Origin of the sequence: Stenotrophomonas sp. (assembly GCF_032066555.1) — a bacterium.
Classification (GTDB): Bacteria; Pseudomonadota; Gammaproteobacteria; order Xanthomonadales; family Xanthomonadaceae; genus Stenotrophomonas.
The window spans coordinates 126,197-150,760 of the sequence record NZ_DAMBKV010000009.1 but is presented as its reverse complement, the minus strand read 5'-3'; the positions used below and the strand labels follow the sequence as shown (position 1 = coordinate 150,760).

General features: G+C 65.2%; 19 protein-coding genes. 14 read left to right on the top strand and 5 right to left on the bottom strand.

What is annotated here, in order from left to right; all coding sequences use genetic code 11:
* Positions 1-255: 255 nt before the first annotated feature.
* Entirely contained in the window at positions 256-621 is a 366-nt protein-coding gene (locus RT131_RS12405; RefSeq protein WP_313173115.1) for a helix-turn-helix transcriptional regulator, read from the top strand.
* Between the two features lie 239 nt (positions 622-860).
* Here RT131_RS12405 and RT131_RS12400 read toward each other — a convergent pair whose 3' ends face one another.
* Entirely contained in the window at positions 861-3,152 is a 2,292-nt protein-coding gene (locus tag RT131_RS12400) for an NADP-dependent malic enzyme (protein ID WP_313173114.1), read from the bottom strand.
* A 238-nt stretch (positions 3,153-3,390) separates the two neighbouring features.
* Entirely contained in the window at positions 3,391-4,722 is a 1,332-nt protein-coding gene (locus RT131_RS12395; RefSeq protein WP_313173113.1) for a dicarboxylate/amino acid:cation symporter, read from the bottom strand.
* 183 nt (positions 4,723-4,905) lie between these two features.
* Between RT131_RS12395 and RT131_RS12390 the strand changes: the two genes are divergently transcribed.
* Positions 4,906-7,548: a PAS-domain containing protein gene (locus tag RT131_RS12390; RefSeq protein WP_313173112.1), complete on the top strand. Its 2,643-nt coding sequence runs from the start codon at positions 4,906-4,908 to the stop codon at positions 7,546-7,548.
* Positions 7,549-7,846: 298 nt separating this feature from the next.
* Here RT131_RS12390 and RT131_RS12385 read toward each other — a convergent pair whose 3' ends face one another.
* Complete coding sequence (locus tag RT131_RS12385; protein WP_313173111.1) at positions 7,847-8,488, bottom strand: response regulator transcription factor; 642 nt, start codon at positions 8,486-8,488, stop codon at positions 7,847-7,849.
* A 116-nt stretch (positions 8,489-8,604) separates the two neighbouring features.
* Between RT131_RS12385 and RT131_RS12380 the strand changes: the two genes are divergently transcribed.
* From RT131_RS12380 to RT131_RS12345, 8 genes are all read left to right on the top strand, one after another.
* The gene (locus RT131_RS12380) at positions 8,605-9,753 is read left to right on the top strand and encodes a porin (protein ID WP_313173110.1); all 1,149 of its coding nucleotides are present in this window, start codon (positions 8,605-8,607) and stop codon (positions 9,751-9,753) included.
* A 124-nt stretch (positions 9,754-9,877) separates the two neighbouring features.
* Complete coding sequence (locus tag RT131_RS12375) at positions 9,878-11,143, top strand: amino acid deaminase (RefSeq protein ID WP_313173109.1); 1,266 nt, start codon at positions 9,878-9,880, stop codon at positions 11,141-11,143.
* A 23-nt stretch (positions 11,144-11,166) separates the two neighbouring features.
* A complete protein-coding gene (locus RT131_RS12370) occupies positions 11,167-12,522 on the top strand; it encodes a gluconate:H+ symporter (RefSeq protein ID WP_313173108.1) in 1,356 nt (451 codons plus the stop codon).
* Positions 12,523-12,524: 2 nt separating this feature from the next.
* Complete coding sequence (locus tag RT131_RS12365; RefSeq protein ID WP_313173107.1) at positions 12,525-13,400, top strand: MurR/RpiR family transcriptional regulator; 876 nt, start codon at positions 12,525-12,527, stop codon at positions 13,398-13,400.
* Between the two features lie 3 nt (positions 13,401-13,403).
* Entirely contained in the window at positions 13,404-14,843 is a 1,440-nt protein-coding gene (locus RT131_RS12360; protein ID WP_313173106.1) for a D-aminoacylase, read from the top strand.
* 34 nt (positions 14,844-14,877) lie between these two features.
* The gene (locus RT131_RS12355; protein ID WP_313173105.1) at positions 14,878-15,276 is read left to right on the top strand and encodes a RidA family protein; all 399 of its coding nucleotides are present in this window, start codon (positions 14,878-14,880) and stop codon (positions 15,274-15,276) included.
* 471 nt (positions 15,277-15,747) lie between these two features.
* A complete protein-coding gene (gene gltS / locus RT131_RS12350; protein WP_313173104.1) occupies positions 15,748-16,953 on the top strand; it encodes a sodium/glutamate symporter in 1,206 nt (401 codons plus the stop codon).
* 88 nt (positions 16,954-17,041) lie between these two features.
* Positions 17,042-18,283 carry an FAD-dependent oxidoreductase gene (locus RT131_RS12345; RefSeq protein WP_313173103.1) on the top strand — a complete coding sequence of 414 codons (1,242 nt, stop codon included), beginning with the start codon at positions 17,042-17,044 and terminating at the stop codon, positions 18,281-18,283.
* Positions 18,284-18,289: 6 nt separating this feature from the next.
* Here RT131_RS12345 and RT131_RS12340 read toward each other — a convergent pair whose 3' ends face one another.
* Both RT131_RS12340 and rsgA read right to left on the bottom strand, forming a co-directional pair.
* Positions 18,290-19,546, bottom strand: coding sequence for a flavohemoglobin expression-modulating QEGLA motif protein (locus RT131_RS12340; protein ID WP_313173102.1), 1,257 nt, complete (start codon positions 19,544-19,546; stop codon positions 18,290-18,292).
* A gap of 329 nt (positions 19,547-19,875) precedes the next feature.
* Positions 19,876-20,973: a ribosome small subunit-dependent GTPase A gene (rsgA, locus tag RT131_RS12335; RefSeq protein ID WP_313173101.1), complete on the bottom strand. Its 1,098-nt coding sequence runs from the start codon at positions 20,971-20,973 to the stop codon at positions 19,876-19,878.
* A 310-nt stretch (positions 20,974-21,283) separates the two neighbouring features.
* On the opposite strand from rsgA, the gene RT131_RS12330 reads away from it, so the two are divergent.
* From RT131_RS12330 to RT131_RS12315, 4 genes are all read left to right on the top strand, one after another.
* A complete protein-coding gene (locus RT131_RS12330) occupies positions 21,284-22,555 on the top strand; it encodes a pyridoxal phosphate-dependent aminotransferase (protein WP_313173100.1) in 1,272 nt (423 codons plus the stop codon).
* Between the two features lie 9 nt (positions 22,556-22,564).
* Positions 22,565-23,206: an SGNH/GDSL hydrolase family protein gene (locus RT131_RS12325; protein ID WP_313173099.1), complete on the top strand. Its 642-nt coding sequence runs from the start codon at positions 22,565-22,567 to the stop codon at positions 23,204-23,206.
* Positions 23,203-23,901, top strand: coding sequence for a class I SAM-dependent methyltransferase (locus RT131_RS12320; protein ID WP_313173098.1), 699 nt, complete (start codon positions 23,203-23,205; stop codon positions 23,899-23,901). The genes RT131_RS12325 and RT131_RS12320 overlap by 4 nt, the downstream gene beginning before the upstream one ends.
* Positions 23,902-23,980: 79 nt before the next feature.
* Positions 23,981-24,310 (top strand): DUF6172 family protein, encoded by a 330-nt coding sequence (locus RT131_RS12315; protein WP_313173097.1) that lies wholly within the window; start codon positions 23,981-23,983, stop codon positions 24,308-24,310.
* Positions 24,311-24,564 lie beyond the last annotated feature (254 nt).

The following is a 24,564-nucleotide window of genomic DNA, read 5'->3' as shown; positions in this document are numbered from 1 at the left end:
AGCCAATCAAGCTATCAGCGTTTTCCCAAGGAAATCCCATTGGTTTCGCAGCTCGCAGTGCAGCCTAGCGACATCAAACAACACGGGCAGCAGTTGCAAGTTACATTGGCAAAAGTCGTCAATATCGATGACGAGTTTCGTTCGGATAATCCACGGACGTAATGAACATTGACAATAAGTCTTTGCCGACTGCGCAAGCTCGCAATGGCTTAGGCTTTTGGTCGGCTCTCATGGTCAACGCTCGAGGAGAAATTTATGCATGACCATCTGGGAATCCGCATCCGCAAAGCGCGGAGGAAGATGAAGATGACGCAGGCGGAGTTGGCCAGCCAACTGAAAGTAAGCCGTAGCGCGGTGGGTAACTGGGAAAGTCCGACGGGCATATCACCCAGCACGATGCGTCTGATCACCATCGCACTGGTGACCGACGTTTCATTTGAATGGCTGGCGACAGGGCGCGGGGAACTGGATGCAATCTCCGCGGCGATCCCCAGCGAAAACGCAGAGCTGGTGGATGACCCGTCGGAGCGGAGGTTGTTGCTGGCCTATCGCTCCTGCCGCGCAGCTACCCGCAAACTCGTATTGCAGATAGTGGAGGCGCAGAAGATTCCACAGTTCTGATGCTTGGCGGCGACCGGGAATTCAACCGGCGCCGCCTGTCCGATACACATGCCATTGATTGTGGAAGCGGCGTCAGCCGCGAAGCTGGCATTCCCAAGGTATCAGGCAATTCTTCCATCTGACGGAGCGCCTGCTTCGCGGCTGACGCCGCTCCTACAAAAGATCGGCAGTTCTCGCATCACCGGCAAAAGAAAAGCCGGCGCAAGGCCGGCTCTGCTTTGACGCATGCGGGTTGGCAATCAACCTGCGCGTTCGGCTTCCATCTGCTTGCGTATCTGCGCATCCACCGCGGCAATCGCGGTCATGTTCAGCACGCGGCGCGAACTGGCACTGCTGGTGAGGATGTGCACCGGCTTGGTCATGCCCATCAGGATCGGGCCGATCGCAACCCCGTTGGTGAACACGCGCACCAGGTTGTAGGCGATGTTGGCCGCTTCCAGGTTGGGCAGCACGAACAGGTTGGCACGGCCCTTGAGCGTGCTGTTGGGCAGCAATTTCTCGCGCAATGCCTCATCCCATGCGGTGTCACCCTGCATTTCGCCGTCCACGTTCAGGCGCGGGTTGCGCTTGAGCAGCGCCTCACGTACCTGGCGCATCTTCAGCGCGTCCTTGGAATCGTGGCTGCCAAAGTTGGAATGCGACAGCAGCGCGATCTTCGGCTCGATGCCGAACAGCTTCATGCGGTAGGCCGCCTGCAGCGTGGATTCGACGATCTGCTCGACGCTCGGGTCTTCCTGCACATGGGTGTCGACGAAGAAGAACACGCCCTGGTTGTTGATCACGCCGGTCATGGCCGAGGTCGAGCTGACCTTGGATTCCAGCGGGATCACGCTGCGCACATAGCCGAGCTTCTTGTGGAAGCGGCCAACCAGGCCCGACAGCATCGCATCGGCCTCACCGCGGGCCACCATCACCGCCGCGATCAGGGTAGGACGCGAGCGCATCAGGTTCTTGGCCGCGGCCACGGTGACGCCCTTGCGGCCGGTCATCTCGTGGTAGTACTGCCAGTACTCGTTGAAGCGCGGATCGTCGTTGATATTGGTGATTTCAAAATCGACACCGGCGCGCATGCGCAAGGCCAGCCGCTCGATGCGGGCCTCGATCACGTCCGGACGGCCGATCAGGATCGGGAAGGCCACGCCTTCGTCGATCACGTTCTGCACCGCCTGCAGCACCACCTCTTCCTCACCCTCGGCGTAGACCACCCGCTGCTTGTCCGAGCGCGCGCGGTCATAGACCGGCTTCATGAACAGACTGGTGCGGTAGACGAACTGGGCCAGCTTGTCGCGGTAGGCCGCCATATCGGCGATCGGGCGGGTCGCCACGCCCGAGTCCATCGCCGCCTGCGCCACGGCCGAGGACAGCTCGACCAGCAGGCGCCGGTCGAACGGACGCGGAATCACATAGTCACGGCCGAAGCTGGGGACCTCGCCGCCGTAGGCCGAGCCCAGGTCGGACGCTTCCTTGCGCGCCAGCGCGGCAATCGCGCGCACGCAGGCGACCTTCATTTCTTCGTTGATGGTGGTCGCGCCCACGTCCAGCGCACCGCGGAACAGGTAGGGGAAGCACAGCGCGTTGTTGACCTGGTTCGGGTAATCCGAACGGCCGGTGCCCATGATGATGTCCGGGCGCACCGCGTTGGCATCTTCCGGCAGGATTTCCGGGTAGGGATTGGCCAGGGCGAAGATCACCGGATCACGCGCCATGCTGGCGACCATGTCCTTGCTGAGGATGCCGCCGGCCGACAGGCCCAGGAAGATGTCCGCACCATCAACGATCTCGGCCAGCGTGCGCTTGTCGGTATCGCGGGCGTAGCGGGCCTTTTCCGGGTCCAGGTCGGTACGGCCGGTGTGGATCACGCCGTCGCGGTCGTAGGCCAGGATGTTTTCCGGCTTCAAACCCAACGAAACCAGCATATTGACGCAGGAAATACCCGCCGCGCCCATGCCGGTGGTGGCCAGCTTGACCTCTTCGATCTTCTTGCCGGTGATCACCATGGCGTTGAGCACGGCAGCACCGACGATGATCGCGGTGCCGTGCTGGTCGTCATGGAACACCGGGATGTTCATCCGCTCGCGCAGCTTGCGCTCGACGACGAAGCACTCCGGTGCCTTGATGTCTTCCAGGTTGATGCCGCCGAAGGTCGGCTCCAGCGAGGCGATGATCTCGACCAGCTTGTCCGGGTCGTTCTCATTGACTTCGATATCGAACACATCGATGCCGGCGAACTTCTGGAACAGCACACCCTTGCCTTCCATCACCGGCTTGCCGGCCAGCGGGCCGATATTGCCCAGGCCCAGCACGGCGGTGCCGTTGGTGATCACGCCAACCAGATTGCCGCGCGCGGTCATCTCGCTGGCCATGGCCGGGTCTTCCATGATCGCTTCGCAGGCATGTGCCACACCCGGCGAATACGCCAGCGACAGGTCACGCTGGGTCAACATGGGCTTGGTAGCCACCACCTTGATCTTGCCGGGCGGCGACATCCGGTGATATTCGAGGGCGGCCTGCTTGAAATCTTCGTTGGACATCGAGTTGTGAGCGCTAATGGGCAAGAAGGACGGGAGATGATAACGCCGTTAAGGCGGCTGGACCTGTCGCTATGCTGTCGCAGTCATGCTGCAACCGCACAATTCCGATCCTTCCACGCAACCGCATGTGTGCAAGTCTCCGCCCTGGGGATGACAGGCTCGGGACGGTAAAAAAGTCGCGGGGCCGCCTGCTCGGTTGCGAGCCCCGCGCAAAAACGCACACACACACAGGTAAAGCTCAGGCCCTCGTCGTCTGCGAAGGCGGCAGTTCCGACGGCTCCATGCCGGCGAGCACCAGTGCCAGGCGCTGCCGATCCAGCGCCCCCTCCCAGCGCGAAACCACCACCGTCGCCACGGCGTTGCCGATGAAATTGGTCAACGAACGGCATTCACTCATGAAGCGGTCCACGCCCAGGATCAACGCCATGCCCGCCACCGGCACCTCCGGCACCACCGCCAAGGTCGCGGCCAGGGTGATGAATCCCGCACCGGTAACCCCGGCCGCGCCCTTGGAGCTGAGCATGGCCACCAGCAACAGCGCGATCTGGTGGCCAAGGCTCAGTTCGGTGTTGGTGGCCTGGGCGATGAACAATGCCGCCAGGGTCATATAGATGTTGGTGCCATCCAGGTTGAACGAGTAGCCGGTAGGCACCACCAGGCCGACGACGGACTTGCTGCAGCCGGCCCGCTCCATCTTCTCCATCAGCGAGGGCAGCGCCGATTCGGATGAGGAGGTGCCCAGTACCAGCAGCAGTTCGGCCTTCAGGTAGCGGGCCAGCTGGAATACCGAGAACCCGCAGACGCGGGCCACCGCGCCCAGCACCACCACCACGAACAGCAGCGAGGTCAGGTAGAACGCGCCCACCAGCCAGGCCAGGTTGACCAGCGAGGCGATGCCGTACTTGCCAATGGTGAAGGCGATGGCGCCGAACGCACCGATCGGCGCAGCCTTCATCAGCAGGTGCACCAGTTTGAACACCGGGCTCGTCAGCGCTTCCAGCAGGGCCAGCACCGGCCGTCCTTTCTCGCCAACCGAGGCCAGGGCGATGCCGAACAGCACGGCCACGAACAGCACCTGCAGGATGTTGTCGCCAACGAAGGGGCTGAGCAGGGTCCTGGGAATGATGTCCAGCGCAAAGCCGACCAGGCTCAGCTCATGCGAGCGCTGCACGTAGCCATCCACCGCACTCTGGTCCAGATCAGCAGGATTGATGTTCATGCCGGCGCCGGGCTGCACCACATGCGCCACCACCATGCCGACCACCAGTGCCAGGGTGGAGAAGAACATGAAATAGGCCATCGCCTTGGCAAACACCCGGCCAACGCTGCGCAGGTGGGTCATCCCGGCGATGCCGGTGACGATGGTCAGGAAAATCACCGGCGCGATGATCATCTTCACCAGCTTGATGAAAGCGTCACCCAGCGGTTTGAGCTGCTCGGCGAACAGCGGCTCGAAGTGACCCAGCAGCACGCCCAGCGCGATCGCCACCAACACCTGTACATACAACTGGCGATAAAGCGGCAACCGACGCCCGCAAGGGCCGGCAACAGAAGCGGAAGGGGCAAGCATGACGGGGAACACCTCGAGTTCACTACCGGTTGTTTTTTACCCGCCAAAGCGCGCGCCGCCGATAACGCATTGGTGTTACTGCCAACACGCCGCGCGATCCAGCCAGCACTTCCAGGCCGGCCTCGCCAATAACCGGACAAGACCTATGGCCGGCTGCGACAGCGCTGCCAGACCATCGGGGGCATGCCGTTCTTTCCCACCCATCGGCGCCGCATGCGCTGGCTGCTGCCACTCACAGCCAGCGTAGCCATCACCGCGACCGGGCTGGTGGCCCTGCGCCATTTCGAGCGCAGCAGCCTTGCCGGCGACGCCGAGCGCGCGACCACCCAGTTGCACCTGCATGGCGAGGCCCTGCAGGCCCTGATCGAACGCCACCGTGTGCTGCCAGCGGTGCTGGCGCTGGATCCGGATGTGCGCAGCGCCCTGGCCCGGCCCACGCTCGACCAGGCGGAGCTGAAGCGCCTGAATCGCAAACTCGAGCGCGTCAATGGCGTGGCCGCCACCTCGACCCTGACCCTGCTCGACCGCAACGGACTGGCCCTGGCCGCCAGCAACTGGCGCATGCCACGCAGCAACAATGTCGGCAATGACTACCAGTTCCGCCCGTACTTCCAGCAGGCAATGCAGGACGGCAGCGGCACCTTCTATGCCGAAGGCGTGACCACCGCCATGCCCGGCTATTTCCTGTCTGAAGCGGTACGCGACGAGCGCGGCCAGCCGGTCGGCGTGGTGGTGGTCAAGGTCATCCTGCGGCCGCTGGAGCAGACCTGGGCCGATACCGCCGATATGGTTTTCGTCAGCGACAGCAACGGTGTGATCTTTCTCTCCAGTCATCGACCATGGCGTTATCTGACCCTGCAGGCACTGGATGACAAGGTCCGCGAGGAACTCCAGCGCACCCGCCAGTACACGCAGCTGCCCCGGCAGCTGCTGCAGCGTTCGCCCGGCACACGACTGGGCCCAAACCAACAGCGGGCGGAACTGGCCGATGCCGGCGACGTGATCTGGGTCTCGCAGCCACTGCCGCAACAGCAATGGACCCTGCATCTGCTGCGCAGTACCGCCAGCAGCAGCAACAGCGCGCGCAGCTTTGCCGCCGCGGTGATGGCCAGCCTGATCGCGGTGCTGCTGCTCGGTTATGGCCTATGGCAACGGCAACGCCTGGCGCGGTTGCGCGAGCGCAGCCGTCGCGAGCTGGAGCAACTGGTGGAACTGCACGCACAGGAGCTGCGTACCGCCCAGGACGGCGTGGTGCATGCCGCCCGTGCCGCCGACTATGGCGAGAGCGCCAGCCTGCAGCACCTGCCGCAGGGCGTCTGCGTGGTCGATGCCCAGCTCAACCTGGTGGCCTGGAACCGGCGCTATGTCGAACTGTTCCGGTTCCCGCCGGGGTTGATCCAGGTAGGCCGGCCGATCGCCGACGTCTTCCGTTACAACGCTAGGCGCGGCCTGCTCGGCCCTGGCCCGATCGAGCAAGCCATCGAACGCAGGCTCAACCACCTGCGATCGGCCACCCCGCACATGCACGAACGCGAGAGTGGCGACGGCAATGTGATCGAGATCCGCGGCAACCCGCTGCCGGATGGCGGCTTTGTCACCAGCTATACCGATATCACCGCCTACCGCAATGCCGCCCGCGATCTGCGTTCGCTGGCCGATACACTGAGCCTGCGGATCAGCGAGCGCACCCACGACCTGGCCGGCGCCAAGCGTGATGCCGAGGAGGCCAACCAGGCCAAGACGCGTCTGGTGGCCGCAGCCGTGCACGACCTGCTGCAGCCGCTGAATGCCGCACGCATGTTCCTGTCGGCGCTGCGCAGCCGCCTGCCCGATGCAACCAGCCGCGACATCGCCGACAACGTCGACAATGCGCTGACCGCACAGGATGGCATCCTGACCAGCCTGCTCGATATTTCCCGGCTCGAATCCGGCGCGCTTGAGAAACGGGTCCGTGACTTCGCGCTGGAGCCCATGCTCGAAGCATTGAGCATCGAGTTCGGCATCCTCGCCAATGCGCGTGGCCTGCGGGTCAGCCATGTCGCCACCCGCGCGGTGGTGCGCAGCGACGAGGCACTGCTGCGGCGTATCCTGCAGAACCTGCTGTCCAATGCCGTGCGCTATACCCGCAACGGGCGCATCGTCGTCGGTTGTCGCCGCGATGGCGAGCAGCTGCGCATCGAAGTCCACGACACCGGCACCGGCATCCCGGAGGCACGCCAGCAGGAGATCTTCGAGGAATTCCGTCGGCTCGACAATGCAGGCAGCGAGGAGCCGGGCGCCGGCCTGGGTCTGGCCATCGTTGATCGCATTGCCCACCTGCTCGATCACCGCATCGGCCTGCGCTCGACGCCTGGGCGTGGCAGCGTGTTCTCGGTCAGCCTGCCACGCGGTGATGTTGGCTGCTGCACCCTGCCGGTGATGTTGCCGGAGGAACCGCAGATGGACTCGCTGTTGGCCGGGTGCCGGACCTGGTGCATCGACGACGATCCACGCATCAGCCTGGCCACCCGCCTGCTGCTGGAACGCTGGGGCTGCCAGGTGGAGTTCGCCGGCGGCGTGGATGCGGCACAGGCCACAGCACAGCCAGGCAACGACCCCGACCTGCTGTTGCTGGATGTGCGCATGGGCGATATCAGCGGCCCTGCGCTGTTGCCCTTGCTGGTGGAACGCTGGGGCAACGAGCCCGGCGTGATCCTGTTCACCGCCGAACAGGACCCGGACCTGCGCGAGCTCGCACGCGAGCGCAACTGGGGCTTTGTTTCCAAGCAGGCACGAACCGCGGCGTTGCGTTCGCTGATGACGCATCTATACCAGCGCGCGAGCTGAGCCAGCACTGGTATGCGCTGCACGGTAGCGCCGAGCCGTGCGCGGGGCATTACCCGGAATGCCCCACCTGTAGAGCCGAGCCATGCTCGGCTGGGGCATTACCCGAAATACCCCACCTGTAGTGCCGAGCCATGCTCGGCTGGGGCATTACCCAAAATGCCCCACCTGTAGAGCCGACCCATGCTCGGCTGGGGCATTACCCGGAATGCCCCGCCTGTAGTGCCGAGCCATGCTCGGCTGGGGCATTACCGGGAAAGCCTCTGCCGAGCATGGCTCGGCACTACCCCAACGTCCTGGGCTACTCCGGCTCCCACTCCGCCTCCAGCGTCTTCAACAACACCGCCGCCTGCGTGCGGCTATTGCACTCCAGCTTCTTCAGCACGGCGGTGACATGTACCTTCACCGTGTTCTCGGCCAGCCCCAGCACATGGGCGATCTGCTTGTTGAGCAGGCCATCGGCCATGCACAGCAACACGCGGATCTGCTGCGGGGTCAGCCGCGCCAGCCGTGAGGCAAGCAGCGCGTCGTGCTCGGAGCGCACCGCTGCCAACGGGGGGAAGCAGGTATCACCGTCCATCACCGCAGCCACTGCAGCCCCTATCGATTCCACAGGTGCGGATTTGGGAATGAAGCCGACCGCACCGAACTGCTGGGCACGGCGGATCACCCGCGGATTGTCGTTGGAGGAAATGATGATCACCGGCAGCTCGGGCCGCTCACCCCGCAGCCACACCAGCGAGGAAAATCCATGCGCCCCCGGCATGGTCAGGTCCAGCAGGACCAGATCCACATCGGCGTGCCCGGCCACTGCCTCGGTCAGCGCCGAGACACTGGCCACTTCCAGCATCTCGCCCACGGCCCCGCCGTCGCGCAATGCATGCAGCACTGCGGCGCGGAACAAGGGATGGTCGTCGGCAACAAGTACCTTGATCAGACTCATCGCAGCAGTTTGGCACGGCCACCGCCCAGCTACCCTAGCCCTAGTCCCAAATCGTTATTGGTGGCTGCATTCCCGCTGTCTATCGTCCGCACACTTCCCCTGTGTCGAGGCAACGGATGGCCGATTTCCCCCTGTGCACTGCATTCACCGGCCTGCTGATGCTGGCCACCGCGCCCACCGCACTTGCCAACGACGACATCACCGCCAAGTTCAGCGGCCGCCTCTACTACGAGTTCGCCCATTTCGACAATGACACGCGCGGCCCCGCAGAACGCAGCGGCGACGATCTGCGCGCTGCGTGGTTGGGCGTGGCAGGCAAGGTGCACAGCGTGGGCTACAAGCTCGAGGCCGACTTCGCTGGCCATCGCCCGGTCGCACGCGACGTATATCTCACCCACAAGATCGGCACTGCCCTGCTGACTGTCGGCCAGTTCAAGCAGTTCTACACGCTGGATGATCGCAGCAGCGCCAACCACACCCCCACCATCGAGCGCAGTTTCCTGGTGCAGTCGCTGGGGACGGCTTACCGGTTGGGCATCGGTGCGCAAGGCAACCATGCAGGCATTTTCTGGAGCGGCAGCGTTTTCAGCCTGGAGAGCATCGACGTCTGGCAGGCCAAGGGGCACGTCATCGGCGGCCGCGTCGGCCACGCGCCCTGGCAGCAACCGGGCCATGTCCTGCACTTTGGTGTCTCCGGTGCCCACGAGCACCACAGCCATCCAGGTGCCGATGGCGCCCTGCCGCTGCGTGCGCAGGCTCGCACCACCGGCCACTACGGTGACAACGGCGGTTTGCCACTGGTGGACTTCCGCAGCGGCCGCGCAGTCTCGGTGAACCGCTACAGCTTCGAAACCGCAGGCGTGTCCGGCCCCTGGTCGTGGCAGGCCGAGTACGGCGGCGCCCGCTACGACGACGGCCAGCAACGTGGCGAAGTCCAGGCCGGCTACCTGCAAGGCAGCTGGCTGCTCACCGGCGAAACCCGTCCCTATGACCCCAAAGGTGGCCGCTTCATCCAGCTGGAACCGGAGGGGGACATCGGCGCCTGGGAACTTGTCGCCCGCTACGACCGCATCAACGGCCGCCAATGGCCAGCGCAGCAGCGCGATGTCACCGCTGAAGCCTGGACCCTTGGGGTGAACTGGTACGCCTCCAGCAAGGTCCGGCTGATGCTGGACTGGACCGACAGCCGGCGCCGTGATGAACTGCGCGGGCAGACGCTGGACCATACCGGCGTGCTTGCCGGACGCGCCCAAATGCACTTCTGAGCCCGCTTGTCAGGCCCGCCCGGGCGGGCGCCGTGCACACAAGAAAATAATTTTCACGTATTCTCCACCTTTCGCCCCAATCGCCATCCATAATCCCGGGTGACCACGGCAAGAGGCAGGATTCGTGCAGGAAAATTACTTTCATTCCGAAGCAGTTCTAGTCGGCAAGGGCCTCCCCAGCGGCGGCCCGTGGACGCCTGCGTCGATCGCAGCCGCCGCACCTTCGATCCTGGAGGAGCAACTGAGCCTGCCAGCCGCGGTGCTCAGTGCCCCGGCGCTGCAGCACAACCTGCAGTGGATGCGTCGGTTCGCGCAGGCCTATGGCTGCCAGTTGGCGCCGCACGGCAAGACCACCATGAGCCCGGCCCTGTTCCGCATGCAGCTCGATGCCGGTGCCTGGGGCATCACCCTGGCCACCGCGGCACAGACCGTCGCTGCCCATGCCGAAGGCGTGCAGCGCGTGCTGCTGGCCAACCAGCTGGTCGGCAAGGGCAACTTCGCGCTGATCGCCTCCCTGCAGCAGCGCGACCCGGGCTTCTGGTTCGCCTGCGTGGTGGACTCGGCCGCCAATGTGGCCGCGCTGGGCAGCTATTTCAGCGCGCGCGGGCAGCAGATCAAGGTGCTGCTGGAGATCGGCCTGGCCGGGGGACGTACCGGCGTACGCGATGAGGCGCAGGCGCAGGCGGTGCTGGAGGAAATTGCACGCTGGCCCGATGCCGTGGCATTGGTGGGCGTGGAAGTCTACGAAGGTGTCGCCGGCGACGAGGCCGGCGTCCGCGCCATGCTGCAGCGCAGCCTGGCACAGTGGCAGGCGATCCACGCCAATGGCGGCTTCCGCCAGTTGCCGGCCATCCTCAGCGGCGCTGGCTCGGCCTGGTTCGACGTGGTTGCCGAGGAATTCTCGGTGCTGGCCAACGATGCGGATGCACAGATCGTGCTGCGCCCGGGCTGCTATCTCAGTCACGACGTCGGTATCTACCGGCAGGCCGCCGAACGCATCCACGCCAGCAACCCGGTCGCCCGCGAAATGGGCAGCAGCCTGCAGCCAGCGCTGCGCCTCTGGGCCTATGTGCAGTCACGGCCGGAACCGGGCAAGGCGATCATCGGCCTGGGCAAGCGCGATGCCGCCTTCGATGCCGGCTTCCCGGTCCCCGCCCTGCACTATCGCCCCGGCGAGGCGGCGCCGAGCAACGCCGCCGCGCATTGGAAGGTCACCGCGATGATGGACCAGCACGCCTTCCTCGAAGTGCAGGCCGACGATGCGCTGCAGGTGGGCGACATGCTCTGTTTCGATATCTCCCATCCCTGCCTGACCTTCGACAAATGGCGCCACCTGCTGGTGGTCGATGACGCACACCGCGTCGTCGGCGCCGTTTCCACGCAGTTCTAACCGCTTCCTCCGGGCCTGTACGCATGACCGACGGTAATCTGCTGTTGATCTACGCCGCCTTGTCGATCCTCGCACTGATTGTGCTGATCGCCCGCTTTCGGCTTAACCCCTTCATCAGTGTCACCCTGGTTTCAGTGGGCCTTGCACTGTTTGCCGGCATGCCGGCACCGGAAATCCTGCCGGCCTATGAACAAGGCGTGGGCAAGACCCTGGGACATATCGCCCTGATCGTCGCGCTGGGCACCATGCTCGGCAAGATGATGGCCGAGTCCGGCGGCGCCGAGCGCATCGCGCGCACGTTGATCGCCCGCTTCGGCACGAAGAACGTGCACTGGGCGATGATGCTGATCGCCTTCTGCGTGGGCTTGCCGATCTTCTTCGAAGTCGGCTTCGTGCTGCTTATCCCGATCGTGCTCAACGTGGCCCGCCGCACTGGCGTGCCGCTGCTGCTGGTCGGCCTGCCGATGGTGGCCGGCCTGTCGGTCGTGCACGGCCTGGTGCCACCGCATCCGGCGGCGATGCTGGCGGTGAATGCCTATGGCGCCGATGTCGGCCGCACCGTGTTCTATTCGCTGCTGGTCGGCTTGCCGACGGCCGCCCTGGCCGGTCCGGTGTTCGCCAAATTCGTTGCTCCCAGGGTGCAGCTGCCCGCGCACAACCCGATGGAAGCGGCATTGCTCGATGAAGGCCATAGCCGCATTCCCGATGAGCAACTGCCCGGTTTCGGCATCACCCTGGCGACCTTGTTGCTGCCGGTCGGGTTGATGCTGCTCGGTGGCTGGGCCGACCAGATCGCAACACCCGGCTCGTCCCTCAACCACGGCCTGCGTTTCATCGGCCATTCGGTGGTGGCGCTGCTGCTGGCGACCTTGATGAGCTTCATCACCCTGGGCCTGCTACGTGGCTTCAGCCGTGAGCAGATCCTCAAGTTCACCCAGGAGTGTTTGGCCCCCACCGCTGCCATCACCTTGCTGGTGGGCGCCGGCGGTGGTCTCAACGGCATCCTCGTGCACACCGGCGTTGCGGCGGAAATCATCGGCCTGTCGCAGCGCTTTGAACTGTCGCCGCTGTTGATGGGCTGGACCATGGCCGCGCTGATGCGGATCGCCACCGGCTCGGCGACCGTGGCGATGACCACGGCCTCCGGCATCGTCGCGCCGATCGCCGCGGCGATGGGCTACGCCCACCCCGAGTTGCTGGTGCTGGCCACCGGTGCCGGCTCGGTGGTGCTGTCACATGTCAATGACGGTGGCTTCTGGCTGGTGAAGGAATACTTCAACATGACCGTCGCCCAGACCTTCAAGACCTGGACGGTGCTCGAAACCCTTATCTCCGTCGTCGCCCTGCTGCTGGTGATGGCCCTCTCCATGGTGCTTTGAACATGTCGCAGAATACGTTCGATATCGTCTATGAGCTGCGCCAGCGCCAGCATGAGTTCAGCCCGGTGGAAGCACGCATCGCCGCGGCCATCCTTGCCGACGTGGACGCCGCTGCACAGTACGGGGTCAGCGAACTGGCCGAGCGTGCCGAGGTCAGCGCCGCCGCCATCTCGCGTTTCGCCAAGGCCCTGGGCTGCGAGCACGTGCGCGAACTGCGCGCACGCCTGGCCTCCGCCAGCGCGGTCGGCAAGCGCTTCCTGGAGCAGCAGAACGCGCCGCCGGTATCGGCGCTGTACGCGCAGATCTGCGATGACATCCAGGAAAGCCTGCGCCACAACATCGCCAACCTGAAGGAAGACGTGGTGCAGGGCCTGGCCGAGGCGTTGTGCAAGGCGCGGATGATCCACATCTTTGGCCTGGGTGGCTGCTCCACCGTCTTCGCGCAGGAACTGCAAAGCCGCCTGGTGCGCTTTGGCCGCCCGGTATCGGCCTGCAGCGACGCGCTGATGATGAAGATCATCGGCGCCACGCTGGGACCGGACGACCTGGTGCTGGTGTTGTCGGTCAGCGGCATCACCCCGGAGATCGTATCCGCCGCCGATATCGCCCGCACCTACGGTGCGCGCATCGGTGCCATCACCCAGGCCGGCACCGCCCTTGCCGAGCGCAGCGACTGGCTGCTGCCGATCCAGATCGAGGAAACGGATTTCGTGTTCAAACCTTCCGCGTCGCGCTACGCGATGATGCTGGCGATCGACGTACTCGCCACCACCACCGCACTCAGCGACGCCAACGCCAACCACGAGCACCTGCGCCGCATCAAGCTGGCACTGGACCGCCACCGTGGCGGTGATTCACGCCTGCCGCTGGGTGACTGATCCATGCATGACTTCTTGATACGCAACGCGCTGATCTTCGATGGCAGCGACCAGGCCGGCGTGCAGGGTGATGTGGCCATCCATGCCGGCCGCATCGTCGCCGTTGGCCAGCTTGGCGATGCCGCGGCGGCAAATGTGATCGACGCCCAGGGCCTGGCCCTGGCGCCGGGCTTCATCGATGTGCATACCCATGACGACCTGGAAGTGATCCGCAATCCGGACATGCGCAGCAAGTTGTCGCAGGGCGTGACCACGGTGGTGGTCGGCAACTGCGGCATCAGCGCCAGCCCGGTGCATATCCGCGACCAGGTGCCGGACCCGATGAACCTGCTCGGCGATGCCGAGGATTTCCGCTACGCGGATTTCGCCAGCTACCGCAGGGCGGTGGAGCAGGCCGGTCCGGCGGTGAACGTAGCCGCGCTGGTCGGCCACACGGCCCTGCGCCAGAACCATATGGACCGGCTCGACCGTGCCGCCAGCGCCGATGAGATCGACGCGATGCGGACACAGCTGCGTGAGAGCCTGGCCCAGGGCGCGCTGGGACTGAGCAGTGGCCTTGCCTATGCCTCGGCCTTCAGCGCGCCATCGTCGGAAGTCGACGCACTGGCCATGGAGCTGCCGCGCAACGGCTTGTACGCCACCCACCTGCGCGACGAATTCGGCGGCATCCTCGATGCGATGGAGGAGGCCTTCAGCGCCGCACGTGCACCGCAGGCCGCCGTCCGCGTCTCGCACCTGAAGTGCGCCGGCATCGACAACTGGGGACGCAGCGGCGAAGTGCTGGCCAGCCTGCACGCCGCCTCCGCCACCCAGGACGTTGCCTGCGACTGCTACCCCTATGCCGCCAGCGCCTCGACGTTGGACCTGAAGCAGGTCACCGACGCCTTCGACATCCTGATCACCTGGTCCGAGCCCGAGCCCGACCAGGGCGGCCGCCTGCTGGCGGCGATCGCCGCCGACTGGAATGTGTCGCTGCTGGACGCCGCCATCCGCCTGCAGCCTGCTGGCGCCGTCTACCACGGCATGGACGAGGCCGACGTCCGCCAGATCCTTGCCCATCCACTGACCATGATCGGTTCGGATGGCCTGCCGCGCGACCCGCGCCCGCATCCGCGGCTGTGGGGCACCTTCCCGCGCGTACTTGGCCACTATTCCCGCGATGAGCAGTTGTTCCCGCTGCATACCGCCGTGCACAAGATGACCGGCCTGCCCGCGTCGCGCTTCGCGATGGGCGCGCGCGGCTTCATCCGCGCCGGCTGGTGTGCCGACCTGGTGCTGTTCGACCCGGCACGGGTACGCGATACCGCCAGCTTCCACGATCCGATCCGTGCCGCCGAAGGCATCAGCGCGGTCTGGGTCAATGGCTGCCTGAGCTACGACGGCCGGCAGGTCGTGGCCCGCGCAGGCCGTTTTGTCTGCCCCGAGGCTGCACCAGCCGCCTGAATGCAACCGCTGTACCCAAAACAAAGGACTACCGATGAGTGACATCAAACGCTATGGCGCCGAAGGCGGCGTAGGCCAAGGCAAGCAGCACATGCCGTTCTCGCGCGCGGTCGAAGCCGACGGCTGGCTGTTCGTCTCCGGGCAGGTACCGATGCGTGATGGCGAACTGGTGGCCGGCACCGTGACCGAACAGTCGCATGTGGTCATCGGCAACGTACTGGCGATCCTGGCCGAAGCCGGCTACGGCCCCGAGCATGTCGTGCGCTGTGGCGTATGGCTGGACGATGCCCGTGACTTCTACGCCTTCAATGGCGTGTTCAAGCACTACTTCGGCGAACACCCGCCGGCCCGCGCCTGCGTCGAAAGCCGCATGGTGGTGGATTGCAAGGTGGAAGTGGACTGCGTGGCCTACAAGCGCCCGCAGCGCGACTGATCCAACCGTAGTGCCGAGCCATGCTCGGCTGAAGCTGTACCGGTAATGCCTCTGCCGAGCATGGCTCGGCACTACACCTGATTTTCCTGGTAATGCCTCTGCCGAGCATGGCTCGGCACTACATCTGGATTTCCTGGTAATGCCTCTGCCGAGCATGGCTCGGCACTACACCTGGTTTTCCTGGTAATGCCTCTGCCGAGCATGGCTCGGCACTACAACTGGATTTCCTGGTAATGCCTCTGCCGAGCATGGCTCGGCACTACATCTGGATTTCCTGGCAAGGCCCCTGCCGAGCATGGCTCGGCACTACGGTGGATTTCTGGCCATGCATCTACCGGGCATGGCCCTGCACCGCGCGATTACCGCTACCAGAAAGCACCCAAAACCCGGTCCAGTGCCAATAGGCCCGGTTGCTATTGTGCCGGGGGAACGACAAAGTTCGCCTTTCGCTGGTGTAAGGTCCCCGCCCTGATGATTCAACTTGACGCCGTACAGACGGTCGCCTTTGCCGGCCTGACCCTGTTCGCCGGCTACGCATTGTGCCGTGCCATCCCGTTCTTCCGCCGCTACAACCTGCCCGAACCGGTGGTCGGCGGCCTGCTGGTGGCCCTGGCCGTGTGGTGGGCACATGGCCAGCAGACCACCCTGTTCACGCTTGATACCACGCTCAAGACCCCGCTGATGGTGGCGTTCTTCACCACCTTGGGCATCAACGCCAGCCTGCGCCTGCTGCGGGTCAGCGGCAAGCAGGTGATGCTGTTCCTGCTGATCGGCAGCATCTTCGCGGTGCTGCAGAACCTGATCGGCATCAGTGTCGCCAAGCTGTTCGGCCTGAATCCGATGTTCGGCGTATTGGCTGGTTCGGCCACGCTGACCGGCGGCCCGGCCACCGGCCTGGCCTTTGCCGGGCACTTCGAGCAGGCCGGCCTGGTCGGCGCGGAAAGCCTGGCGGTGACCGCCGCCATGGCCGGCATCATCTGCGGCGGCCTGGTCGGTGGCCCGGTGATCACCGTGCTGATGCAGCGCTTCAAGGTGCAGCACCCCAGCCAGAAGGCCACCGGTGCGCAGCTCGGCGAGGACGAAGCGGTGGTCGTGCGCTATCCCAGCGAATCGGCGCGCGAGTTCGATGCGTTGAAGAGCATCGTCGTGTTGCTGATGGCGATGTGGCTGGGCGTCTGGGTAGGCAAGGGTTTCGAAGGCATCGGCCTGACCCTGCCAACCTATATCGGCGCGATGCTGGTTGGCGCGGTGATCCGCAACATCGACGACTACACCGGCTGGATCAAGCTGTCGGTGCCGACCACCGACCTGATCGGCAACATCAGCCTGGCCTTGTTCCTGGCCATCGCGTTGATGGATCTGAAGCTTTGGGAATTGGCCGGCATGGGCTTGCCGCTGTTGGTCAACCTGATCATCCAGGTCTCGGTGGTGGCGCTGTTCGCGGTGCCGATCTACTGGCTGATGGGCCGCGATTACGACGCGGCGGTGATGGGCGGCGGCTTCATCGGCTTCATGCTCGGCACCACGGCCAACGCGATGGCAGTGATGCGGCGGCTGGCGCAGCGCTACGGGCCGGCGCCGCGCGCCTTCCTGGTGGCACCGTTGGTGGGCGCGTTCTTCATCGACTTCATCAATGCGCTGATCATCACCGGCTTCCTGAATTTCTGGCCGCACTAAGCCGTCGGTTCCGTGCGCCATACCCGTGCCTTGTGCACGGGTTGGCGCGACAATGGGCCCTTACCCGCCCCGTAACGCCGCTCTGCTGATGACATCCAACGCTGCGCCCGCGCTTTCTTCCCGCCATGACCTCGTCGTCATCGGCGCTGGTGTGGTGGGTCTGGCCACCGCCTATGCCGCAGCAAGACGCGGTTGCTCGGTACTGCTGCTGGATCGCAACGCCGGTCCGGCACTGGGCACCTCGTTCGCCAATGGTGCCCAGCTCAGCTACGCCTATACCGACGCGATGGCCGGCCCGGCAACCTGGGCGCAGCTGCCGGAAATGGCATTTGGCCGCAACGGACCTTTTCGCACACGCTGGTCAGCCGACCCGGACTTCCTGCGCTGGGGCCTGGCCTTCCTGCGCCAGGCCAGTACGGCAGGCCTGCAGCGCAATACCCTGGCCACGCTGGAACTGGCACTGGAATCACGCCAGGCCATGCAGGCCCTGCTGCAGCAACACCCCATCGATTTCGACCATGAGGTCTCCGGCAAGCTGCACCTGTACCCGTCCACCGAGGGCGTACAAGGCGCAGCGGCGATGATCGCGCTCAAACGTGGCCATGGTGTGCAGCAACGGCTGGTCAATGCAGCCGAAGCCACCGCCATCGAACCTGCACTGACTGGCGCGCAATGGCTGGCCGGCGGTGTCTACTCGCCGGATGAAGAAGCCGGCGACCCCTTCCGCTTCAGCCAGGGCCTGCTGCAGGTGTTGCAGCAGCAATACGGCATGCAGGCACTGTTCGGTTTCGATACGCAGTCGCTGCGTCGTGCGGATGGGCAGTGGCAGCTGCAGGCCCGCGATGGCCGCACGCTGCAGGCAGCACGCGTACTGGTCTGTGCTGGCATCGACAGCCCTGCCCTGCTCAAACCCTTGCGCCTGCGCATGCCAGTGATGGCGATCAAGGGCTATTCCTTCACCGCCCCCTTGGGCGCCAATGCACCCAGGGTCAGCATCACCGACACCAAGCGCAAACTGGTGTTCTGCCGCCTGGGCGAGCGCGTCCGCGTTGCCGGCCTGGCCGACCTCAACGATTGGAATCCCGCGCCCGAACCGGCGCGGCTGGCAACGCTGATCGCGCAGGCACGCGCCTCGTTGCCCGAAGCCGCGGATTATGAGCACATCGAAAGCAGTTGGGCCGGGCTGCGTCCGGTCACGCCGTGGACTTCGCCGATCATCAAAAACCTCGGCGACGGCCTGGCCTGCAATATCGGCCACGGCATGCTCGGTTGGACATTGGCGATGGGCAGTGGCGAACGGGCGGTGCAGCAGTTGCTGGGTACGCCCTGAACCAACTCAGGTTTCGCTGATCTGGTCCATGCGGATGCGGTTGGCGAACAGCGAGAACGCCAGTGCGCCGGCCAGGCCATTGGCGCGGTTGATCCACTGCGGCAACCAACGCGGCGGTGCCAGAACGCCGGCCTCGAACAACGGCGTCAGCGCCTGTGCGTCTTCCAGGGTCATCTTGCCGGCGAACAACCAGCGGCAGGTCTGCAGCTTTTCATCACGCAGCATCTGCCGGAAGAAGGTGTGCACAGAGACCAGGCCGCGCAGGTAGACGGTGTCCTTGGTGAAGGCAGCGCCGCCGCTGGTGGGCACGCCCCGGAACACGCGCTGTGCGGAAGAAAAACTCTCCTCGGCAGTCTGCCCTGCTGCGCGGAAGTAGTTGAACACCTCGATGAAATCGGCCCCATCGCGCGCCATCGCAATCGCCTCGATGCGCAGGCTGATGCGCTTGAGCCGCTGGATGTCGATGCTGCCGGTGATCTGCTCGGCGAACGTTGCCAGGCCTTCCTGGGTAGCGGTGATACGCGGCGAGGACAGCGCAAGGCTGGGCAAGACCACCTGGTCGCGGCCGTTGAGCGCGGTCAGCGAATGTACCAGCGCTTCGTGGTGATAGAGCTGCGCACGGTCATAGGCGCTGAAGGTGGCGCGGGTGCGCAGGCGGATGCGGGTTGCCCCGGCGGCAGCCTTGGCAATCAACTCCGGATCCAGCTCCACGGTGATCATGCGCCCGGCGAAGAACTCATCCAGGTCGCTCTGCAGCATCAGTTGCAAGGCCGTGGCCGATACCGGCACCTGCTCTTCCGGTGCCAGCAACTCGTGGTCCAGTTCCTGCGCGATCTGGATGAAGTGCCCTGCCGCATCGCGGGTGGTCGGGCCATTGCCCGGCATCGGCTGCTCGGGCACGCCGAACAACTGGGTGGAATAGTCGTCCACCGCGCGCGTGCCCAGGCCTTCCAACAGACTGGCGGCCAGATCCCAGCTGCGCGCAGAATCCTGGATGTAACTGCCCAGCGGATGGCTCGCGTCCACCGCATCCATTACCGCCGCCAGTTCGCGCCGGGTTTCGCTGAAGTCGAGCTTGGGGTAGTCCACCTGCGGCAGCATCGGGTTACCGCGCGCCACGCTCTCCAGAAACGGTGCCTGCGTATCCGCCGGCCAGCTGGTCAGGCTCAGCAGGCGGATGCCTTTCACCGCCGCCACCATGCGCGCGTCAAGCGCGGCGTGATGGCTGATGGCTGGATCGTTGTGGGTATCAACTGTGGTCATGCCTGCCTCGATCAAATCAGGTAATAACGCGCAGCCATCGCTCTTGCAGGAGCGGCGGGAGCCCAAGCAGCGGCGCAAGTCGCGAAGCCACGACCGCATTAGCACGCGAACAGCCTACCCCTCCCCAACCCGTCCGGCCCGAAGGCATAGCCTTCGGTCGTTCATCAGGCCGCGCGCCAGTGGCGCGCAAGCGGGCCTTCTTCACCCCCTTCGCTACGCAAAAGGGAGGGAGCCTAGGCAGCGGCGTAGGCCGCGAAGCCTCGACCGCATCAGCGCGCCCCCCCCTTCACCGTGCAAAAGGGTGGCAGCCCAAGCAGCAAAGGCAAGCTTCAACGCCGTTTGCCCTTGTTGATCGGCCGCCATTGCGCACCGCGCCCACTGTGTTTGCGTTCGGTCGCCTGCTCTGCCTGACGCTGGGCCAGCTTGGCTGCGGCCTGCGCCACTTCCTCGCGCAGCTTGAGGTAGCTCTCCAGCCGGCTCTCGTCGATGTCGCCGCGCTCGATGGCTTCCTGCACCGCGCAACCCGGTTCGCTGTGGTGCGAGCAATCGCGGAACTTGCATTGCGTGGTCAGCTCTTCGATATCGGCAAAGCCGCCTTCAGCCAAGGTCTCCTCGCCGGTCGGCTTGAGCTCGCGCATGCCGGGCGTATCGATCAGGCAGGCACCGTAGGGCAGCGGCATCAGCGCTCGATGGGTGGTGGTATGGCGGCCGCGCGAATCATTGCTGCGCACTTCGTTGGTCTTCATCCGATTCTCGCCCAACAGCGTGTTGGTCAAGGTGGATTTGCCGGCGCCGGAGGAACCTACCAGGACCACGGTATTGCCCGGGCCCAACCACGGCAGCAGGGCGGAGACGCTCTCCGGGTCCTTGCCGTTGATCGCCAGCAGCGGAATCTGCTGCGCGGCCAGGTCTTCCAACACCGCCAGCGCGTCTTCGCTGTATTCAGTCTGGTCGGCCTTGGTCAGCACCACCACCGGAGAGGCACCACCGCCGCCAACCAGCAGCAGGTAGCGCTCGATGCGGCGCGGATTGAAGTCGGCGTCCAGGCCACAGACGATGAATACCGTATCGATATTGGCCGCGATCACCTGCTGGTGATAGTGCTCACCGGCCGCACCGCGCTTGATCGAGGTATGCCGTGGCAGCAGCGCGACGATGCGCTTGCCGTCCAGCAACACCCAATCACCTACCGCCGCGCGCTCATGGCTGGGAAAGCGCGGCCGCTGCCATTCCGGCGGCGATTCGGTCTTGAGGCTGTTATCAGGTGCATCTGCAACCACATAGCCGGAACGGTGCTGTTCGATCACGCGCCCCGGGCGGGCCTGCGGGTGGGCGGCAAAAGCTTCCTGCCATTGCGGGTCCTCGGGAGCACCGGGCCAGGGCCAGCCGATATGGCGCAGCGAATCGAAGTCGATGGAATCAGTCATTGGGGGATTCTACCGGGGTGGCGCTTGGCGCCGGGAATGGCGGTTCAGTTGCGCCTGGTGTTTGGGCCAAAGCCGTAGCCAGAGCCCCCCCTCCCCAACCCTCCCCTTGCCTGCGGCAAAGGGAGGGAGCCAAGCCTTGCCCCCTCCCTTGCGCGTAGCGCGGGGAAGGTTGGGAAGGGGTGCCTTTGCCTTGTTTTTGCCTGTAACCAATCCGCATTCCCGAATCCCCAATCACGCCACCAAACGCTCGCCCCGCAGCGCAACAATTCGGCTACCATGCAGAATCCACGCCCGTGATGGCCCTGAGAAAATGTCAAGCCCTGTCAAACCGCTAGCCACTCGTGAACGCCTGTCCGAAGTCCGCTACGAAATCCGTGGTGAACTGGCCCGACGAGCGCGGGAGCTGGAGGCCCAGGGCCGCAAGCTGATCAAGCTCAACATCGGCAATCCCGGCAATTTCGGCTTCCGCGCACCTGCACACCTGCAGCACGCCATCGCCGATGACATGGGCCGTACCGATCCCTACACCCACCAGCAGGGCCTGCCGGTCGCACGTGAAGCCATCGCCGCCGCCTACGCCCGCCGTGGTGCGCCCGATGCCGTGGCTGACCGCGTGTTCCTGGGCAATGGCGTATCCGAACTGATCGATCTGTCGCTGCGCGCCCTGCTCAACCCGGGCGACGAAGTGCTGGTGCCGTCGCCGGACTATCCGCTGTGGTCGGCCGCCACCATCCTCAACGATGGTCGACCGGTGTATTACCGCTGCCGCCCGGAAAACGGCTTCCTGCCCGATCCGGTGGAGATGGAAGCGCTGGTGTCCTCGCGCACCCGCGCCATCGTGTTGATCAACCCGAACAACCCAGCCGGCGCCAGCTACCCGCGCGAGCTGCTGGAGAAAATCGTCGCCATCGCCCGCAAGCACAACCTGCTGCTGCTGGTGGACGAGATCTACGACCAGATCCTGTACGACGGCGCGCAGTTCCAGCCGGTCGCACCGTTGGCCGGCGATCATCCCTGCCTGACTTTCAGCGGCCTGAGCAAGGTGCACCGCGCCTGCGGTTGGCGGGTGGGCTGGATGCTGCTGTCCGGTGCCGGCGAGCAACTGGGCGAATTCCGCGCCGCACTCGACCTGCTCAGCGCGCTGCGCCTGTGCGCCAACGTGCCCGGCCAGTACGCCATCGAAGCCGCGGTCAACGGCCCGGATACCATCTCCGAACTGTGCAGTCCCGGCGGCCGCCTGTATGAAACCCGCCGTGCGGTGATCGAGGCCTGTGAGGCCAGTGAGCACCTGTCGCTGGTCGCGCCGTCCGGCGCGCTGTATGCCTTCCCGGCCGTGATCGGCCCCGCGGCGCAAGGTTTTGATGACCACGACTTCGCGCTGCAGCTGATGGAAGAAGAAGGCGTGCTGGTGGTACCAGGTTCCAGCTTCAACGTGCCCTACCGCAACCACTTCCGCGTCACCCTGCTGCCCGAGGCCAGCGTGATGCGCGAGGTCTTCGGCCGCATTGACAAACTGCTCAGCCGTCGTGCCGAAGCGGTCACCAAGGTGGTACAGCTGAAACCACGCAGCGCGGTGGGTTGATTGGACTTGATGAGCGATAACGCAGCCACCTCCACGTCTTACCTGGCGCTGGGCGACTCCTACACCATCGGCGAAGGCGTGCCGCAGTCCGGCACCTGGCCCTTCCAGCTCGCCGCCGCGCTGCGCGCGCAGGGCATCGTGCTGGACGACCCGCAGGTCATCGCCACCACCGGCTGGACCACCGACGAACTGGCTGCCGCCATCGACGCCGAAGCCCCGCAAGGGCCGTATGCACTGGTGAGCCTGCTGATCGGGGTCAACAACCAGTACCGCGGACGGCCGCTGGCCGAGTACCGGCAGCAGTTCGAACAACTGCTGCAGCGCGCGATCGCCCTGGCTGGCGAAGACCCGCGCCGGGTACTGGTGCTGTCCACGCCGGACTGGGGCTTTACCCCGTACGCGCTGCAGAACGGCCGCGATGCGGCCCAGGTCGCCCGCGAGATCGACGATTTCAACGCCGCCGCACACGCCTGCTGCGGGGATTATGGCGTCGCCTTCGTCGATATCACCCCGACCAGCCGCGACCGTGGTGACACCCCGGAGATGCTCGCCGATGATGGCCTGCACCCTTCAGCGGCCATGTACCAGCGCTGGATGGAAGCGGCCTTGCCTGTCGCTGTGGAACTGCTGCAGGCAGCCCCCGCCGCGTGACTGGGCACTCTGGCCAGCAAGCCTTTCCGGCCGAGGCCGCCAGGGCCATCGCCGGCGCATTTGCTCCAATACAGCCCTGGGGCAACCGCTGGGACTACTACTACACGCTGGGCAAACTGCGCAGCGACCCTCTCTACCCGGGCGTGCTCGAAGCACTACGTGGCAGCGCAGCCCCATTGCTGGACATGGGCTGCGGCCTGGGCCTGCTTGCCCACGCGCTGCGCCACGACGGCCAGCACATGCCGTACCGGGGCGTGGACAACGACGCCGCCAAGATCCAACGCGCCGACAAGGTGGCCAAACGCGCCAGCCTGACTGCCGGCACCTTCGAAGTCATGGACCTGGCCACCACCCTGCCTGTCCACCGCGGCAGTGTCGCCATTCTGGATGTACTCCAGTACCTGCCCGAGCAGGCCCAGCAAGCCCTGCTCCGCAATGTGGCGGCGATGCTGGAGGATGACGGAAGGCTGGTGATGCGCATGGCGCTGGCCGACCACACCCGCCGTGGCCGCATATCGCGCATTGGCGACCGCGCGGCCAACCTGATCGGCTGGATGCAGTTCAGGCCCCGCCACTATCCCGATGCCGACTCTTTGCGCGCATTGCTGCAACAATGCGGCCTGACCGTCAGCCTCACCCCGCTGTACGGCAACACCCCATTCAACAACTGGCTGCTGGTCGCCCGACGCGGTTGAGCCACGGTCAAGCCGTTTGCACCGATAATGGCGGCATTCCCTGCCGGCCCAACCGGGCCGGCGCAGCAACGAGATTCCCGTGAAGAAGACCTATAGCCTCGCCATCGAAGGCAAGCACCCCGACCGCCTGCTGGAAGCCAGCAAGCACGACATCCGCAAGTACACCAAGCGTGAGCGCGGCAAGACGCTGCCAGCCGGTGCCGATAGCTGGGGCTTTGACAGCAAGCTGGGCGTGGACGAAGCCTCTGCCGGGCCGGTGGGCTACGACGAGCTGTTCCGTGCCATTGATGCACTGGTGGCCGCTGGCAATACCCAGTTCTACGTGGAAGTGCTGAGCAAGCCGGTCAAGCGCAGCCCGCGCCCGGCGGCTGAAGCAGCTCCGGCCGCAGAGACCGATTTCGAAGATTGACCGCGCAGTGCCGAGCCACGCTCGGCAGAGGCCTTCCCGGCAAAGCCCAATGTAGTGCCGAGCCATGCTCGGCAGGAGCCTTCCCGGCAAAGCCCAATGTAGTGCCGAGCCACGCTCGGCAGAAGCCTTCCCGGCAAAGCCCAATGTAGTGCCGAGCCATGCTCGGCAGAGGCCTTCCCGGCAAAGCCCAATGTAGTGCCCGAGCCATGCTCGGCAGGAGCCTTCCCGGCAAAGCCCAATGTAGTGCCGAGCCA